Raw genomic sequence first — 15,402 nt, forward strand, 5'->3', positions numbered from 1 at the left:
TCAGGCCTCATTGCCAGATGCTGTCGAGCAGAGATTTAAGTTCATCAAGGTCTACGCCCAGTTGTCGCGCCTGCTGACAGAGCTTTTCCAGCTCAGGCGTCAGCAGCTGCGCCCCCGAGGTGGCGTGGTTGCCGCTGCTCTCAGCCACCCGGGTAGCCTGACCACGTCGGCGCTCCAGATAGCCCTGATCCACCAACTGCTGGATGGCGCGCGATACCGTCATGGGATTAACCGCCAGATATTCCGCCATCTGGCGCACAGACGGCAGCACTGTCTCCGGGGATAACTGCCCAGAGACTATGAGTCTGACTATCTGCTCGTGCAACTGCCGGTAAATCGGCTCGCCACTCGAGGGGTTGACATTGAGAAGTTCTAACATTAGCCTTGAATCACTGTATTAATACATTGATACACCGATACACTATAAACTAACACAGTCGGCCAGGATTGCAAAAAGGAAATAGGTCTTATGAAGCTAAGGAATTTACGCCAACTTGCCCACAAGGCTCCCCGGCTTGCCGGTGCAGCCCTGTTGGCGATGATGGCCATGAAAAGCCATGCCATGGCGACAGACATACTGGAACGGCCCGCAAGCGACGGGCCACAGAGCTGCTATCTGAAGGACATCTCCGATCGCGCCCTGTGCGGCCTGGTTACAGTACCGGAAAACCCCGCAAAGCCCGATGGCAAACAAATAGATATCCACTACGCCGTCTTGCCTGCCATCAAGCCCAGCTTTCCCGGTGAGGCGTTTCTCGCCATCGCAGGTGGCCCCGGCCAATCCGCCATCGACAATGCCGCAGGTTTTAACAGCATGTTCCGCAAGGTGCGTCAGACCCGTGACATACTGCTCATCGATCAGCGCGGCACCGGTCGCTCCAACTTGCTGGCCTGCAGCGACAACGGCCTGGATCCCCTGGCCATCGACGATGAAAACGCCGACATGATTGCCGAAACCCGCGCGTGCCTGGCTACCCAGGAGGCCGATATCAGCCAGTATGGCAGTGTCACTGCACTGAGTGACTTCGAAGCCGTGCGAAAGGCACTGGGTTACCAAAAGCTGCACGTTTACGGCGTGTCTTACGGCAGCCGCATGGGGCAGCTGTACCTGCGCCACTACCCTGAGGCGCTGGCAACCGTCACCCTCGATGGTGTTGTGCCCATGCAGCAATCGGTACTGGCCATTGGTGAAGCCATTGACCGTGCAGTGGCATTGATGCTTAAAGACTGTGCCGGGAATACCGCCTGTCAGGCGCGCTTCCCGCAACTGGCCGACGAGCTGGCCGCCGTGCACAGTCGCCTGGCTCAAAGCCCGGTGGATATTGGCGTTAATCATCCCCTCACCGGCGAGCCACAGCAGTTTTTGCTCACCCGCAGTAAGTTTGCCGGGGTAGTGCGTTTGGCCCTCTACTCACCCACTACCCGCGCCCTGTTGCCGCTGGCCATCCACGAAGCGTCCAAAGGCAACTATCAAAGCATTCTCGGTTTGTACGGCATGACTCTGGGCAGCCTGGATTTGGCCGCCGGTATGCACAATTCCGTGGTGTGCGGCGAAGACATGCATCGCATCGATGCCGACCTGCAACAGCGCCTGCAACAGAGTTACTACGGCAAGCTGATGCTCGATGGCCTGCAAAAAGCCTGCAGCGTTTGGCAGGTGCCCGCCATGGATGCTTCCTTTGCCGACGCGGTGGACACCAAGCTGCCGGTGCTCCTCTTGTCCGGTGAGCTGGACCCTGCCACCCCACCGAGCTGGGCCGAGATGGCCATGGCGAACATGCCCAATGCCCGCCATCTGGTGGCGCCCTACTCGGGCCATGGTATCGCCCGTGAATCCTGTGCCAGTGGCATCATTGCCGAATTTGTCAGCGAAGGCGCTGTCGATGCGCTGGACACAGACTGCCTGCAAAAGGATATCCGCCGGGGTTTTTATCTCAATGCCAGTACGGTCGAGCCACTGCCTGCCGTCAGCCCTTTGGCCAATAAGGAATAAATCATGATTAAAGTGAATGGCTTATACAAAAAAATTGGCCAGGTACAGGCGCTCAACAACCTTAGTTTTGAGGCCCGTGACGGTGAGATCACCGGATTGCTTGGCCCCAACGGCGCGGGGAAAACCACCTGTCTGCGCACCCTGTTTGGCTTGCTGAAGCCCGATGAGGGCAATGCCATCATCGATGGGGTTGATGTGGCCGAGCAGCCCATTATCGCCAAGCAGGCCCTGGGACTCTTTCCGGATCCCTTTGGCCTTTACGAGCGCTTAACTCCTCGGGAATACATCCGCTTTTTCGCCGAACTGTCTGGCATAAATGGCCGCGCAGCCGATGAGGCCACCACCCGGGTGCTGGCTCAATTGCACATGCAGGACATTGCCGACCGTCGTTGTAAAGGCTTCTCTCAGGGGCAAAGAATGAAAACCGCACTGGCGCAGGCCATTGTGCATCAACCGCGAAACATCATCCTCGATGAGCCCACCCGCGGCCTGGATGTGATGAGTACCCGGGTGCTGAGGGGCATGCTGAGTGATTTACGCGCCCAGGGACACTGCGTCCTCTTCTCCAGCCACGTGATGCAGGAAGTCGCCGCGCTCTGTGACAGGGTGATCGTGATGGCCCGTGGTGAAGTGGTTGCCGTGGGCAGCCCCGCCGAGCTGTGTGAGCAAACCGGACACGCTTCTTTGGAAGAAGCCTTTATTCAACTGATTGGAACCGACGAAGGAATAGCCGCATGAAACGGATACTGACAATGCTGCGCAAAGAGTTTCTCGATGCGCTCCGGGACAAGCGCTCCGTGATGGCGGGCCTCTATTACGCCATAGGTACGCCGCTAATCATGTCTGGTCTCTTTATGGTGCTGATAAATCAGCTCTCCAGTCCGGATGACCTCTTCATCAAGATAGAAAATGCCGCCAAGGCCAAGGATCTGGTGCATTACCTCGAAAGCAAGGGCGTCAGCCACAGCGACGATGCGACTCAGGCCAAACCCATACGCCTCGTGATCGCCGAAGAATATCCGGCGCAAATGGCCAAAGGGGAAGCGGCACTGGTGACCCTGGTGGCCGACAATTCAGACGAAAAGCTGCAAAAGTCCATTCGCCGCCTGCAGGCATTGCTGCAGCAATACAGCGCCGAAATGGGCAGTCTGAGACTCATTGCCCGCGGCATTGACCCAAGGGTGGTGCAGCCCCTCAATGTGGAGCTGCAGGATGAGGCCACCGCCGACTCCAAGGGCGGCATGATCCTGGGTCTGGCCATCTTCACCATGATTTACTCGGTGTTTATCTCGGGCATGAACCTGGCCATCGACACCAGCGCCGGTGAGCGTGAGCGTAACAGCCTGGCATTGTTGCTGAGTCATCCCATCAGCACCCGCGAGCTGGTGTGGTCGAAAATCCTGGCGGTGACCGGCTTTGCCATCCTGGGGGTAGTGCTGATCTTGCTCGTGTCCAAGTTTGCCTACGCCATGGTGCCCTGGCAGGAACTGGGCTTTGCCATCAATCTGGACCCCAGATTTATGTTGGTGATGCTGCTGGTCGCCCTGCCGGTTGCCCTGCTGGCCGCCAGCCTCGAGTTGGCCGTGTCCTTTATGGCCAAAACCTTTAAAGAGGCGCAGTCCTATCTCACCATGGTGCTGTTTGTGCCCCTGGCGCTGGCCATGGCCTCCACCTACCAAATCGCGCCCGACGTGCTGGCCTGGCTGCCTATCTCAGGCCAGCAGCAGGCGCTGATGGAACTGGTAAAGGGTAAAGACTTGCCGATGATGCAGCTACTGGCGACTTCGGCCGGGACCCTGGCCATCGCGCTGGTACTGGCCTTCACCATGGAAAGATCGCTCAAGAGTGAAAAGGTGGTGTTTGGTCTGTAATGGCCAATGCCCCAGGTTGCCGGGGAGCTTCCCCGGCAATAACCACAGAGAACACCTGAAATATCAAGGAGACACCTTATGGATAAGTTAACCGCAGTCACCCTGATCATGCTGGCCGCTTTCGCAGCCCAGGTCCTGACCAGTTATTTTCGAAGCCAGCGCACCCGCTCCCCAATCGACGTAAAAGCCTTGTCCGATGAAAATTCCGCCCTCAAGGCCCGTATCGCGGCGCTGGAGGCCATAGTGACCGAACCCGGCTACGAGCTGAAGCGTGAAATCTCCCGACTCTGAGTTGAGTACAGCTTACACAGCCGGACGCAGCAATCACCACTTTATGTCCAGAGCTTAAGCCACTGCGCCGCTTTCTGACGGTTGAGGTGGGGCTGTTTGGACGCGGATGAACTGCCATGTGATACAGGCCGGACGCACGGCATTGAATCAATCAGGCATCAGGGACGACCCCAATGAAAACCAAATTCACTGCGCTGCTGTCAGCGCTTGGACCCGGACTTGCCATAGGCATAGCCTGCGGTGTTGCCATGGACAGCCTGATCACAGGGCTGGCCATTGCCCTGCCCATGACAGTCGCCATGACACTTGCCTTCTACCATTCCGCCAACGTCAAACAGCCGCCCCCTGACCGCTGAAAACCTCACTCAAGGCTGGCAATATTTCGGGACACGCCAGGCACACGAACAGGCCTTTGAAGCCTTGAAAAGCACCGGGTAAAGACCATAATTTTTCAAGGGAGATGTAGTTCTCCCCTTCGTTGAAGTGAGACAGGACGGACGTCTGTAAGGAGGACACCATGAAACTGCGTCCCTGGAATCCTGCTGAAACTTTCGACGACATGCTGCGCCGGTTTGAGCCCATGTTGCATTGGCCTACCGCCATGGTAAATGGCCAGCGCAACTGGTTACCTGCGACCGATATCAGCGAAAACGCCGAAAGCTATCAGCTGAAAGTCGAAATGCCCGAGATCAGTAAGGATGACATCCAATTGGCCGTTGAAGATGGCTATCTGGTTCTCAGCGGCGAACGCAAGTATGAGCACACCGACGATAAGCAGCATCTGAATGAGCGGTTCCACGGGCAATTTACCCGCCGCTTCCAGTTGCCTGACAACGTTGACGATACTGCCATCGATGCCCGATTCGAAAACGGCATGTTATACCTGGCCCTGCCAAAGACAGAGGTCAAAAAAGAACGCTGCCAACGGATTGATATCCACTAGAGTCATGGCTCATGGTACGAAGAAAAGCGCCGCTATCGCGGCGCTTTGTTTATCCCTGATGTGCGCCTTTCTCTTGTTCCAGTGCCTTGTCCCAATAAGGCGTTTCACCAAAGCACTCAATCAAAAAATTTATCCCCGCACCTCGGGTCACTGCTATCGAAACTATGGGAACGGCGACCAGATAACCGCCTCAGGGGCCAACGGATAACTTCCAGCACCAAACGTATCGGCCTTTGATTTACTGACATTCCACCGGTGACAATTTGCGGAACCGGGGAGCGTGCGAAAACCTGACACCACAAATTAGCGCTGTATCGACAATTGCGGCCGGCGTTCTTGCCATGGAGGGCTTTGCTTGGCATGTTTGCACACATGCCAGGGTCACTGGAGAGCGTTCCACACGGTGCCAACGCACTCGAAAATGGCAAGAATACGACTCTACACAACGCCAGGTGGCCGGTGTTCATTCACATTTGACCGCTTGTTTACTGTTACGGCCGCCGGGGAAGATTGAATGAATGATGCCGCTCTGCTTGAGACAACCACCTTTGCCGACAGCGCCCTGTGCCTGCAGGCACTGCTGAATTCGATTGAAGATCAGGTGGTTGTCATCGATATCCAGGGCACCATCGTCTACACCAACCTTGCCTGGAACAAGTTTGCCGAAGAGAACGGCATGACACAGGGACACAACTGGCTTGGTACCAACTACTTGCGGGTTTGCGATGGCGCGACCGAGTCATTCAGCAAAACTGCCGCAGAAGGCATCAGGCGGGTGATGGCAGGTGAAGGAGCGCAGTTTTACCTTGAATACCCCTGCCACAGCCCCACAACCCAGCGTTGGTTTATGATGCGGGTGACCGAAATTGCCGGTCTGGCGTCGCGCTATTTTGCCATTGCCCATGTCAATATCACCGAGCGAAAACTGCTGGAACTGAAGGTTGCCAAGCTGTCGATGCATGACCCGCTGACCGGCCTCGCCAATCGGCGTTTATTCAACAGCTTTTTACACAACGAATGGCGCAGAAGCCAACGGGAGCAAGTCCCACTCACCCTGATTTTACTGGATTTGGACCACTTCAAAGCCTGCAATGATCATTTCGGCCATCTGGTGGGAGACGAGCATTTACAGCAGGTCAGTCAGGTGCTCTTGTCGGTGTGTCAACGCCCCACAGATCTGGCCTGCCGTTTTGGTGGTGATGAGTTTGCACTGGTGCTTGGCAATACAAACGCCGCCGCGGGGCTCGGGCTTGCCGAAAAGGTGCGCGCCGCTATCGAAAACCTGAATATCAGACTAGAAGATGGGCTGCAGCTGACGTCGAGCCTCGGCATCGCGACCCTGGAGCCGGGGCAGCAAATGGAGCAGGAACACACTCTCTGTTCCCTGGCCGACTCTGCGCTCTATCAGGCCAAAGCGGCAGGAAGGAATTGCTGCAAGCTGCTGTCCTGTTAAGCGCCTGGGAGTGGCGGTTTAGTCCTCAGCGACCTGCTTATCCAACGCCAGTAAGGCTTTATCCTGCTCCCTGTTGAGGGGATAGATGGTCTTTATCCGGCACTTTATATGGGGCTCCTGGGCCGTAAACACCGAATCAAAGCCCGCATCCAAACTGGTGGACATGGCCTGATCAAGCATCAGCGCCCTGGCAAAGTGCAGTTGCGGACACCGGGCATCCAGCTCAACCAAATACGGCTTGCCGGGACTGGTTCGCAGGATCAGATGCTTTTCCCCCAAACTGGCCCAGCTGTCGAGCCTGAAAGTATTCACTTTTTTCACGCTTTCCAGTTGCCACTGGCTAATGGAGTCGTTCACCTTCAACTCCCACTCATCACGGCTGAGGCGATTGCTTGAACAGGCCAGCAGCAAGAAGAACAAACTCATCACTGCAATGGATTTACGCGCACTTTTCATCAGGCATCTCCCTATGGAATACCAAGCTTTGTAGACATTCAGTGTAGCGCCAACACCGAAGGGATACAGTCAGCTCATAGTGTCAAATTGCATCCAGGCCGCCTTATAAAAACTGTGGCAAAATGCGCTATCACATGCAGATTGAGAGACTTTGACATGCTTACGCTGGAAACGCCGCAACAACTGGCCGAGGCACTTGCGCAACATCCGGGGCTATTGCTGTTGATTGGCGGAAAAGACTGCGGCGTATGCCAGGCGCTCAAGCCAAGAATTGCCGCTTTGCTTGCAACGGAGTTCCCTGCCATGACGCTGGCCTATATCGATTGCCAGGCCTCAGGGGCAGTGCTTTGTGGACAGCTTGGGGTGTTCTCACTGCCGGTTGTCAGAGTGTTTTTCCATGGGGACAGTTTTGGTGAGTTGGCGCGGGTGTTTTCCATGGCCGATATCAAAAACTTGCTTGAGCGGCCCTATTCCCTGTGTTTTAGCTGACGACTCTGCCTGTCACCACCGGGCCATGGGAGAGTCACGGCTCCGGCGGCATAAGCAGATTTCATAATGCTTAATCCCTCGCTGTTAGCGAAACACCATCGAATGAATCCGGCAACAAACGGCTGACCGACTCCAACGGCAGGGCTTGCATCTGCACCCGGCTATCGGCCATGGAGTCTATTGACATCGTGGACGTCAGCGCTGAAACAGATTGGCTCTGCTCGATGCGGATATCACTTTGTTCGCTCACCAGTCCCTGCTTCTGTGCCTGTCTGAGACCATCGCGAATATCCTGTTCCAGATGGCCGACTTCTGCACTTTGGCAAAACGGCGTCACACACAAACTGGCCAGCAGCAGGCTTTTTACGGTCAGATTTTTTATGGTCAGATGATTCATGGCAAAACTCCTTGAGTGAATTGTTCGTCCCTGTTGGACAGACTGACTGAATCAACTCCCGTGCCAAACATGTAACACACTGACTATGATTGATTTTTTAAAATCTAAACAAAACCGGACACTCTCCCCGGTTGTCCGTTCACCGGCAGCGGACACTCAAGGCTGTCCGTCCGGACAGGCGGACGCTGCAACGGACTGCGCGGCCTATAAGGCAGCGTCCACTTGATAGTTGACGATTCAGCACCATATCAAAGCCATAAGGACATATTGCCAACTGCAAAAGGGAAATAGACCATGGATGAGCTGCCGCTGATTGGCTTTGTCATACTCATGCTGGCTGTATTGCCCTGGCTGATGTGGCGCCTGTACCGCTGGGCGAGAAACATGCCCAAAGGCGCCTATCTCTTTCTGGCATTTTTCCCGCTGATATCGCTTTTTCCGATCCCCACCGAATCCCTGAAACAGCTCGATGAAGCCAAGCAGGAGCAACGCAAAAACAAGGCCTCTCCCAGCGGAGACGACGAAAACGACTGACACTGAAAAGCAAAAAACCGCCCGAAGGCGGTTTTGAAGGTGTGCGGCTATCAGTTTGGCTGCTTCAGAGCCGTCAACTGGCGGTCATGCCAGCGGCTTAAACTGAGCAAGGCCACTATGGCGCCAAGTAAAGCGAAGCCCATGTCGGATTGGGTGTCCCACACATAACCCTGAGTCCCCAAAAAGGCCTCGGCGCCTTCGCCACTTGCAATGGCCACCCACCACTCGATGAGTTCGTAAAAGGCACTCAACGCCAGGCAGAAGCACACCACGAAGAAATTACACCAGTTGCCCCTGGTCATTACCCCCAGTCGCAACACCAGTTCACGGGCAATCATGGCAGGGATAAAGCCCTGGGCAAAATGGCCCACTTTGTCGTAGTTATTGCGCTCCCAGCCCATGGGCTCTTTCAGCCAGTCGAACAGCGGCACTTCGGCATAGGTGTAATGGCCGCCCACCATCAGGATCACGCAGTGAATAAGGATAAGGCCATACACCAGGGGCGTGAGAGGGAAACGCCGCTCAGTAGCCGCAAGAATTGCAAACCCTATCAGTGCGGGCACCACTTCCAAAAACCAGGTAAAGCGGTCAAATGGGCCCACCGCCGACCAGAGGAATACGGCAAAAAACACCAACAACCAAAGCATCCTTACCATGGAGAAACCTCAATTTAATCAAGAGACTTTGGCAGTGTAACCCCGAAGCGGCCGCTTGTCAGTGCCAAGGGACCCGCATCAATCCAGTCGCTTGTTGAATTTGAGGGTCGCGACCAGCAGCCCCAGAGCGCAGAAACCCAACAACCAGAGCGCATCGAATCCCAGCTGCGTCACTTCGGCATCCCGCAGGATAATGGCCCGGGACATGCGCATAAAGTGGGTTGCCGGCAAGGCTTCGGCAATCCACTGCGCCGGCACCGGCATGGCTTCGTAAGGAAACATAAAGCCGGACAACAAAATGGATGGCAGCAGGATAAACACTGTCATCTGCATTGCCTGCAATTGGGTACGGGCTATGGTGGAAATCACCAGACCGAGGGTGAGGCTTGCCAGAATAAACAGCATGGCCGCCAACGCAAGCGAGTCGAGGCCACCGCGTATGGGCAGGGCGAACAATAACTTACCCGCACCCAGAATAATGGCCACCTGCACAAAGCCCACCAGCACGTAGGGCAAAATCTTGCCCAGCATCAGCTCCAGTGGCTTGACCGGCGTGGTAATTAAAAACTCCATGTTGCCCTGCTCCCGCTCCCGCACAATCGCGGCCGAGGTAAAGAGCACCATGGTCATGGTCAGTATCACCCCAAGGAGACCCGGGACTATGTTGACCACGGTACGTTGCTCGGGATTGAAGTACATCACCACCTCCATGGTAGCCGTACTCTCGGGCACCGGCAGCCCAAGCACTTCAGCAAGGGGCATGGTTCTGAGTGACTTGATGGTGGAGGCCACCACGGTATCTGAACCATCCACCAGCCACTGCGCCACCGGGCGCGAAAAATAGCTCCCCTTGCCGGTCTGTGCCTGTGGATGGGTAACCAGCCGAGCGCCAAAGTCAGCCGGGATCACCAGTGCAGCCTTCACATGTCCGGCGGTAATGGCCTCTTCAGCCTGGGCAATCGACTGATAGTGCTCAACAAAGTCGACCACTTGGGTAGCAGAAACGGCCTGCACCAGAGCCCTGCCCTGGCTGTTGCCGCTCATGTCCACCAAACCGGCAGGCAGATGCCTGGCGTCGGTATTGATGGCGTAGCCAAACAGCATCAGCTGTACCAGCGGGATCATCACTATCATGCCGAAGGTCATGCGGTCCCGTGACAGCTGTTTAAGCTCCTTGGTGAGAATGGCCAGAATTCTAAGCCACATGGGCACCTCCCCCGGCCCGCTGGCCGGTGCAGGTCACAAACACATCCTCGAGGCTGGGACGCACCTCGTCCATTTCCCTCGCCCCCACGCGCTGGCCAAGCCAGGCCACGGGGTCATCTATCTGGCTGCGAATGAGCACCCGCAGGCGACTGCCAATCTGCGCCGCCGACAATACCGGCGCTTCGGCCAACAATTGCTGCTTGAGTGTTCTTAAGTCCTGGCCACCGATTTCCACCACCCTGGCACCCATGGCCTGCATCAGCGCCTTGGGCGAGCCGTCGGCACGCTTGATGCCCCGCTCCAGAATGGCAAGCCCATGGCAACGTTCGGCCTCATCCATGTAGTGGGTGGACACCAAAATGGTGCAGCCCTTGGCACAGAGATCGAACAGACGCTCCCAGAACTCGCGGCGGTTTTCCGGATCTACCGCCGAGGTGGGCTCATCGAGAAACAAGAGCTCTGGCTCGTGTATGGTGGCGGCCGCCAACGCCAGCCGCTGTTTCTGCCCACCACTCATGGAGCCCGCCATCTGGCCTTCACGGCCTGCGAGGCTGTAGAGGGATAACAGCTGCGCTATCCGGTCTTTGGCTTGGTTGCCTTGCAGACCGTAGATGCGTGCCACAAATCTCAGGTTCTCCAGCACCGTCAGGTTCTCGTACAGAGAGAATTTCTGGGTCATATAACCGATGCGGCGGCGCAGTTTTTCTTCTGCGCCCTTGAGGGGCTCACCCAGCACCCGGATATCACCACTGGTGGGCTTAAGCAGCCCGGTCAGCATACGGATGGAGGTGGACTTGCCGCAGCCATTGGGGCCGAGAAATCCAAAGATGCTGCCGCGGGGAATCGCCAGGTCCACGCCATCCACGGCCTTGAGAGCACCAAATTGCCGTGTCATACCTCGGGTCTCGATTGCGAGAGGAACATTCGCCTGAGGCATTGTGGCGCGGGTTTCGGTCGCGGGAACCTCACTCATGGTTTGCCTCCGGCAACAAGACTTCCACCGCAAGCCCGGTAGCCAAACCTGCGTCTACCGGCAGGTCGATATCAGCCAGGTACATCAAGCGAGCCCTGTCACGCTCGTTGAGAGCATAAAAGGGAGTAAAGGCGGGTTCGCTGCGGATATTGCGCACCTTGCCCATAACCGGTTCTGGCCACCCATCCACCCGCACTCCAACCTCGGCGCCGGGAAGCAGTTTATCGAGGGCAGAGGCAGGCAGATAGACCCGGACATAGGGAGCATCCTGGGCGAGCAAGCCCACCAGTTGGCTCCCCTGATTCACCCTGTCACCCACTCGCCAGGGCAACAGGTCCACCACGGCATCCCGAGCGGCAATCAGGGTTAAATCCGCCTTTAACTTTTGCTCAAGCAGCACCTGAGCCTGGGCGGCATCCACTGCAGCAGCAGCCTGCGATAGCTGCTCGCTGCGGGTACCGGCAATCAACTCCTTCAGCGCCTGACTGGCACTGTCGACATCGGCCTGGGCCCTGTCTTTACCGGCAACGGCCCTGTCGAGGTCGGCGGCGGTCAGCACCTTCTCAGCCACCAGACGGACTGTGCGCTCATACTGGGCCCTCGCCTCGTTCAGGGTCGCCCTGGCACCGGCAAGCCGCGCCTCGGCCCGCGCCAGCTCTTCATCCCGGGCGCCCCGGGTCAGCTCGGCAAGACGGGCTTGTGCCTGAGCGAGATTGGCCATCGCCTGCGCCAGCCTGGCGTCGGCGGCGCGGCTGTCGAGCCGCAGCAGCGCTGTGCCTGCGCTCACCCTGTCGCCTTCCCGTACCTGAATGTCGGCAATGAGTTCCGTGGCGGGCGCGATCAGGGTTAAGCGGTCACGCTCCACCGTGCCGTATACGGCAGACGAGGACTCGCCACAAGCGGTGAGGCACAGCGCAAACAGCGCCGCCCAGTGGGGGAATTTTATTAACGTCATGATTTATCTCCGGCATCACTTGCCAAAATGCCCTGGCTAAGTACAGCGATATGATGAGGCACCAAACGCATCAGCCCGTCCGGGCTGGTGTCTATCCCCAGTGAGGCGACCAAAGCAGGCGGGGCAATCAGGGGGAACACCATCAGGCTGATGAGACTGAGGCGGGCCAGTTGTGGGTCTACGTCGGCACGAATGGCGCCATTGGCCACCAGGGATTGCATCAGCCAACTGTGCGACAGACGCAGCACATCCCCAAAGACCGACATCAGCAGCCTGAATGCCTCACTGCTCTGGCCTTCGTGCAATACCGTCAGTATCAGTCGGGGCAGTCTGGGATGGGCGCCGATGGCGCGGTAGTAGGTTTGCATCAGGGCGGCCAAATCTGAGGGTGCGCCCTGCTGAGACAGACTCTGAAACTTCGCCAGAACCGGTGACAGGACTTCCCTGACCATGTGTTCAAAGAGCCCCGGTTTGCCACCGAAGTAATAACGGATCATGGCCGCATCCACACCGGCTTTGCGGGCTATGCTGCGGGTTGAAACCGCCTGATAACCGCGCTCGGTAAAACACTCTATCGCGGCGGCAATTAATCTGGCTCTGGCATCACTGTCACCCTTGGGGCGGCCCGGGTCCGACATACTGAACTCCCGAAATTCCTCTCTTGATGAACATACTAGGAGAAAGGCCGGGTAAATGGCAGTATGAAAATTCTCCACTTTCTTTAATAATGAGGAATTTGTCGCCGTAGGAAATGCTTGGGATTCTAGGGGGCAAACACGCGGGAAACGCGCAGCAAGTATGGCTGTCATGGAGACGAGCCAGGATTTAGCAGGGAGGAAAAATCACATGCACGCAGCCGATTATGTCATTTATCTGGTTCTGGCATTGCAGCTACTGGACCTGGGAGCCTGGCGCAGGCTGGTCGCCCACATCAAGTCTCACTACCCACATATCTGGCATCAAGCTTACAGCTACAATCGCCACCCCGGCACGGCGGTAAGAAGTAATTACATCAAGGAAGCCTTAAGCCAGGGTGAGCTGAAAGACAGCCAGGATACGCCCGTGGTTATCTACTTAAGACTCCACAAGGCCGCCATCGGACTGTCTTTAATGCTACTGCTGCTGGCATTGCTATCTCAGTTTTAACGTCGCGACATCAACACGGCGGTTTGCCGGGTTCAAACTCAGTCTGGCTTGGCGACTGCGTTGGCGGCCTTGGCGGCGCTGACGGAAAGAGCCCTGTCAGCGTTAAAGCCACGGCGCCAAAACAGCGGATAGAGTAAGGTGGCCACCAGCCAGGACAACAACAGGCTGGTAATATCATGGGTTAAAAAGTGCGCACCGCGAAGCTCCTGAGTCAGGGCAAACACGGCCCCAACCGCCAGCACTGAAGCCAGCACACGCCAGCGCCAGCGGGGAAAATAGGCCATGGCAAAGTAGTAGAGTGCGACCCAGGCAAAGGCGCCACTGGAATGACCGCCGGGGAAGCACTGCCCCCCAAAGCCCGGGCCTTCCATGCTCGCCGGAAAAGGCACATGGGGATACTTGCCACCGAATAAGGTCAGATCCCAGGGGCAGTTCACCTGAGTCAGCGACTTACCCCAACGCACCAGCATCACGCTGAGTGCCACTGAGCACAGGAGATACAGAAATCCGCGCAGATAAGGTTTATAACGCTGACTCAGCGCGGCGGTTACAGTCAGCGCCAGCAACAGCACCGAGACCAGAACCACCAGGTCCCGCCCGCCGGTATGCAACACCTTCTCGGTTAACCACCAATACCTCAGCGGCCAGGAATGCACACCGCCTTCCAGGCGGAAAAACGCGGAAGACACAGCAATATCCCAGTCCCAATGGGTCGCCAACACCAAAAATGTCAGCCCCAGCAGCAGGGGAATGTGCAGATGGCGAAGCCACCACTGTCGTGGACTGATGTCAAAGTGAATCCGGGGCATGCAAGCTCCAACCTGTTACGTCTTGGTTTTTAAGGCCGGAGTTTACAACGAAAGTTCCAGTACCAAGGGGAAAAGACCCTGCCGACATGCCCCAATACCCGGGCTTTAGGACATATGTCCAATGCGTTTAGCCCCTTGGTCGGATGATATCGGCCACCTCAGTGGTCGCAGCAACGCTCGCTGGGGCGAAACTTCTCCCGGTATGCCTTGGGGGTCAGGCTGGTATGTTGGATAAAGAGCTTTCGAAACGAGCTGACATCCTCGTATCCCAGCTCGGGCAGGATGCGCTCCAGAGGCAGATCGGTGCGCTCCAGTAAGCGCTTTGCTCTGTCTATGCGCAGCTTTTGAATGTAACTCGAGGGGGTGTCGTGCAGCGCTGCCTTGAAGCGCCGAATGAGGGTGCGCTTGCCCATGGCAAAACGTTCGGCCAGCGACTCCAACGCCAAATCCCCGGTGAGGTTATTGCTTATCCAGTGCATGATATCGGCCACCTGGGGATCAGTATGCAGGGGCTGCAGTGGCACCTGATCCATAAACACCCGCTGGGAGCTGCGGTTGGGGTCGATTAGAAAGACTTTTGCCATCGCCTGGGCAAAGTGCTCATCCACCAATTGCTCCAACAGGGCCAGTCCCAGGCTGTAGCTTGCCGTGGAGGCACCTGCGGTAAAAAACAGGCCATCGTGTTCCACCAAAGATTCCATCGACAGCTTAACCTTGGGAAAGTGTTGCTCAAACAGCGGCGCCAGCCACCAGGCCGTTGTGGCCTTACGACCATCCAGGAGCCCGGTGTCAGCCAACAGCAGGGCACCGGCGCAGCATGCGGCGACGGGTACACCTAGATCTGCCAAGGCCTTAATCTGAACATCAAAGGCCTTGAAGCCCGCCAGCTCGCGATGCAAATCCCGGCCATCCAAAATGAGCGGCGCCGAGATAACCAGAGCATCGACCTGTGTCAGGTCCAGCGCAGCCATGGACAAGGATTCCACCCCTATTCCGTCGGCACTCACCCAGCCACCCCGGGCCGAATACACTCTGGGTTCTATCGTGGGTACACCGGCATGACCGGTTCGTTCAGCATAGGTATTGGCATGGCGGAACAGATCCAAAAACGCCGTCACACCGCTCATTACCGGTGTCTCGGGTATCAGGATCGCGATATTCAGGGTGTTGCAAGCTGTCTGCATCATTGTGTCACTTTCAACCATAAAACTGTCATTAACGACACTTTAA

Annotated in this window: 20 protein-coding genes; 10 read left to right on the plus strand and 10 right to left on the minus strand. The window is 56.8% G+C overall.

Annotation, left to right across the window (positions count from 1 at the left end; translation table 11 throughout):
• Positions 1–7: 7 nt before the first annotated feature.
• Entirely contained in the window at positions 8–379 is a 372-nt protein-coding gene (locus K0H63_RS19505; protein WP_011761680.1) for a GntR family transcriptional regulator, read from the minus strand.
• 90 nt (positions 380–469) lie between these two features.
• Here K0H63_RS19505 and K0H63_RS19510 point away from each other — a divergent pair, with 90 nt between their 5' ends.
• The 7 genes from K0H63_RS19510 to K0H63_RS19540 all read left to right on the plus strand — a co-directional run bounded on the left by K0H63_RS19510 (position 470) and on the right by K0H63_RS19540 (position 6,551).
• Positions 470–1,993, plus strand: a complete 1,524-nt coding sequence (locus K0H63_RS19510; protein WP_220066125.1) for an alpha/beta hydrolase — start codon at positions 470–472, stop codon at positions 1,991–1,993.
• Positions 1,994–1,996: 3 nt separating this feature from the next.
• Positions 1,997–2,731 carry an ABC transporter ATP-binding protein gene (locus K0H63_RS19515; protein WP_220066126.1) on the plus strand — a complete coding sequence of 245 codons (735 nt, stop codon included), beginning with the start codon at positions 1,997–1,999 and terminating at the stop codon, positions 2,729–2,731.
• Positions 2,728–3,864, plus strand: a complete 1,137-nt coding sequence (locus tag K0H63_RS19520; RefSeq protein ID WP_220066127.1) for an ABC transporter permease — start codon at positions 2,728–2,730, stop codon at positions 3,862–3,864. The genes K0H63_RS19515 and K0H63_RS19520 overlap by 4 nt, the downstream gene beginning before the upstream one ends.
• Positions 3,865–3,942: 78 nt before the next feature.
• Positions 3,943–4,155 carry a hypothetical protein gene (locus K0H63_RS19525; protein ID WP_220066128.1) on the plus strand — a complete coding sequence of 71 codons (213 nt, stop codon included), beginning with the start codon at positions 3,943–3,945 and terminating at the stop codon, positions 4,153–4,155.
• Between the two features lie 173 nt (positions 4,156–4,328).
• Entirely contained in the window at positions 4,329–4,511 is a 183-nt protein-coding gene (locus tag K0H63_RS19530) for a hypothetical protein (RefSeq protein WP_220066129.1), read from the plus strand.
• 161 nt (positions 4,512–4,672) lie between these two features.
• Positions 4,673–5,098 carry an Hsp20/alpha crystallin family protein gene (locus tag K0H63_RS19535; protein ID WP_220066130.1) on the plus strand — a complete coding sequence of 142 codons (426 nt, stop codon included), beginning with the start codon at positions 4,673–4,675 and terminating at the stop codon, positions 5,096–5,098.
• Positions 5,099–5,612: 514 nt separating this feature from the next.
• Positions 5,613–6,551, plus strand: a complete 939-nt coding sequence (locus K0H63_RS19540) for a sensor domain-containing diguanylate cyclase (protein WP_220066131.1) — start codon at positions 5,613–5,615, stop codon at positions 6,549–6,551.
• An 18-nt stretch (positions 6,552–6,569) separates the two neighbouring features.
• On the opposite strand, the gene K0H63_RS19545 is transcribed toward K0H63_RS19540, so the two are convergent.
• Positions 6,570–7,007: a DUF6491 family protein gene (locus K0H63_RS19545; RefSeq protein ID WP_220066132.1), complete on the minus strand. Its 438-nt coding sequence runs from the start codon at positions 7,005–7,007 to the stop codon at positions 6,570–6,572.
• A gap of 156 nt (positions 7,008–7,163) precedes the next feature.
• Here K0H63_RS19545 and K0H63_RS19550 point away from each other — a divergent pair, with 156 nt between their 5' ends.
• Positions 7,164–7,496 (plus strand): thioredoxin family protein, encoded by a 333-nt coding sequence (locus K0H63_RS19550; protein ID WP_220066133.1) that lies wholly within the window; start codon positions 7,164–7,166, stop codon positions 7,494–7,496.
• A gap of 70 nt (positions 7,497–7,566) precedes the next feature.
• On the opposite strand, the gene K0H63_RS19555 is transcribed toward K0H63_RS19550, so the two are convergent.
• Positions 7,567–7,893: a hypothetical protein gene (locus K0H63_RS19555; RefSeq protein WP_220066134.1), complete on the minus strand. Its 327-nt coding sequence runs from the start codon at positions 7,891–7,893 to the stop codon at positions 7,567–7,569.
• A 294-nt stretch (positions 7,894–8,187) separates the two neighbouring features.
• On the opposite strand from K0H63_RS19555, the gene K0H63_RS19560 reads away from it, so the two are divergent.
• Positions 8,188–8,427 (plus strand): hypothetical protein, encoded by a 240-nt coding sequence (locus tag K0H63_RS19560; RefSeq protein WP_220067961.1) that lies wholly within the window; start codon positions 8,188–8,190, stop codon positions 8,425–8,427.
• 50 nt (positions 8,428–8,477) lie between these two features.
• On the opposite strand, the gene K0H63_RS19565 is transcribed toward K0H63_RS19560, so the two are convergent.
• The 5 genes from K0H63_RS19565 to K0H63_RS19585 all read right to left on the minus strand — a co-directional run bounded on the left by K0H63_RS19565 (position 8,478) and on the right by K0H63_RS19585 (position 12,855).
• Positions 8,478–9,083, minus strand: a complete 606-nt coding sequence (locus tag K0H63_RS19565; protein WP_220066135.1) for a DUF2238 domain-containing protein — start codon at positions 9,081–9,083, stop codon at positions 8,478–8,480.
• A gap of 78 nt (positions 9,084–9,161) precedes the next feature.
• Positions 9,162–10,289: an ABC transporter permease gene (locus K0H63_RS19570; protein ID WP_220066136.1), complete on the minus strand. Its 1,128-nt coding sequence runs from the start codon at positions 10,287–10,289 to the stop codon at positions 9,162–9,164.
• Positions 10,279–11,262, minus strand: a complete 984-nt coding sequence (locus K0H63_RS19575) for an ABC transporter ATP-binding protein (RefSeq protein WP_434086738.1) — start codon at positions 11,260–11,262, stop codon at positions 10,279–10,281. The genes K0H63_RS19570 and K0H63_RS19575 overlap by 11 nt, the downstream gene beginning before the upstream one ends.
• Positions 11,255–12,217: an HlyD family secretion protein gene (locus K0H63_RS19580; protein ID WP_220066137.1), complete on the minus strand. Its 963-nt coding sequence runs from the start codon at positions 12,215–12,217 to the stop codon at positions 11,255–11,257. Before K0H63_RS19580 ends, K0H63_RS19575 begins: the two co-directional genes overlap by 8 nt.
• The gene (locus tag K0H63_RS19585) at positions 12,214–12,855 is read right to left on the minus strand and encodes a TetR/AcrR family transcriptional regulator (protein ID WP_220066138.1); all 642 of its coding nucleotides are present in this window, start codon (positions 12,853–12,855) and stop codon (positions 12,214–12,216) included. The genes K0H63_RS19580 and K0H63_RS19585 overlap by 4 nt, the downstream gene beginning before the upstream one ends.
• Before the next feature lie 208 nt (positions 12,856–13,063).
• On the opposite strand from K0H63_RS19585, the gene K0H63_RS19590 reads away from it, so the two are divergent.
• Complete coding sequence (locus K0H63_RS19590; RefSeq protein ID WP_220066139.1) at positions 13,064–13,363, plus strand: hypothetical protein; 300 nt, start codon at positions 13,064–13,066, stop codon at positions 13,361–13,363.
• A 38-nt stretch (positions 13,364–13,401) separates the two neighbouring features.
• On the opposite strand, the gene K0H63_RS19595 is transcribed toward K0H63_RS19590, so the two are convergent.
• Together K0H63_RS19595 and K0H63_RS19600 are read right to left on the minus strand one after the other, a co-directional pair.
• Positions 13,402–14,172: a phosphatase PAP2 family protein gene (locus tag K0H63_RS19595; RefSeq protein WP_220066140.1), complete on the minus strand. Its 771-nt coding sequence runs from the start codon at positions 14,170–14,172 to the stop codon at positions 13,402–13,404.
• Positions 14,173–14,330: 158 nt separating this feature from the next.
• Entirely contained in the window at positions 14,331–15,359 is a 1,029-nt protein-coding gene (locus K0H63_RS19600) for a GlxA family transcriptional regulator (protein WP_220066141.1), read from the minus strand.
• Positions 15,360–15,402: the final 43 nt, after the last annotated feature.

The organism is Shewanella zhangzhouensis (genome assembly GCF_019457615.1).
Taxonomy (GTDB): domain Bacteria; phylum Pseudomonadota; class Gammaproteobacteria; order Enterobacterales; family Shewanellaceae; genus Shewanella; species Shewanella zhangzhouensis.

Coding starts and splice junctions, on each gene's coding strand:
- K0H63_RS19505 (WP_011761680.1), bottom strand. CDS start 379: ATGTTAGAACTTCTCAATGTCAACCCCTCGAGTGGCGAGCCGATTTAC.
- K0H63_RS19510 (WP_220066125.1), top strand. CDS start 470: ATGAAGCTAAGGAATTTACGCCAACTTGCCCACAAGGCTCCCCGGCTT.
- K0H63_RS19515 (WP_220066126.1), top strand. CDS start 1,997: ATGATTAAAGTGAATGGCTTATACAAAAAAATTGGCCAGGTACAGGCG.
- K0H63_RS19520 (WP_220066127.1), top strand. CDS start 2,728: ATGAAACGGATACTGACAATGCTGCGCAAAGAGTTTCTCGATGCGCTC.
- K0H63_RS19525 (WP_220066128.1), top strand. CDS start 3,943: ATGGATAAGTTAACCGCAGTCACCCTGATCATGCTGGCCGCTTTCGCA.
- K0H63_RS19530 (WP_220066129.1), top strand. CDS start 4,329: ATGAAAACCAAATTCACTGCGCTGCTGTCAGCGCTTGGACCCGGACTT.
- K0H63_RS19535 (WP_220066130.1), top strand. CDS start 4,673: ATGAAACTGCGTCCCTGGAATCCTGCTGAAACTTTCGACGACATGCTG.
- K0H63_RS19540 (WP_220066131.1), top strand. CDS start 5,613: ATGAATGATGCCGCTCTGCTTGAGACAACCACCTTTGCCGACAGCGCC.
- K0H63_RS19545 (WP_220066132.1), bottom strand. CDS start 7,007: ATGAAAAGTGCGCGTAAATCCATTGCAGTGATGAGTTTGTTCTTCTTG.
- K0H63_RS19550 (WP_220066133.1), top strand. CDS start 7,164: ATGCTTACGCTGGAAACGCCGCAACAACTGGCCGAGGCACTTGCGCAA.
- K0H63_RS19555 (WP_220066134.1), bottom strand. CDS start 7,893: ATGAATCATCTGACCATAAAAAATCTGACCGTAAAAAGCCTGCTGCTG.
- K0H63_RS19560 (WP_220067961.1), top strand. CDS start 8,188: ATGGATGAGCTGCCGCTGATTGGCTTTGTCATACTCATGCTGGCTGTA.
- K0H63_RS19565 (WP_220066135.1), bottom strand. CDS start 9,083: ATGGTAAGGATGCTTTGGTTGTTGGTGTTTTTTGCCGTATTCCTCTGG.
- K0H63_RS19570 (WP_220066136.1), bottom strand. CDS start 10,289: ATGTGGCTTAGAATTCTGGCCATTCTCACCAAGGAGCTTAAACAGCTG.
- K0H63_RS19575 (WP_434086738.1), bottom strand. CDS start 11,262: ATGAGTGAGGTTCCCGCGACCGAAACCCGCGCCACAATGCCTCAGGCG.
- K0H63_RS19580 (WP_220066137.1), bottom strand. CDS start 12,217: ATGACGTTAATAAAATTCCCCCACTGGGCGGCGCTGTTTGCGCTGTGC.
- K0H63_RS19585 (WP_220066138.1), bottom strand. CDS start 12,855: ATGTCGGACCCGGGCCGCCCCAAGGGTGACAGTGATGCCAGAGCCAGA.
- K0H63_RS19590 (WP_220066139.1), top strand. CDS start 13,064: ATGCACGCAGCCGATTATGTCATTTATCTGGTTCTGGCATTGCAGCTA.
- K0H63_RS19595 (WP_220066140.1), bottom strand. CDS start 14,172: ATGCCCCGGATTCACTTTGACATCAGTCCACGACAGTGGTGGCTTCGC.
- K0H63_RS19600 (WP_220066141.1), bottom strand. CDS start 15,359: ATGATGCAGACAGCTTGCAACACCCTGAATATCGCGATCCTGATACCC.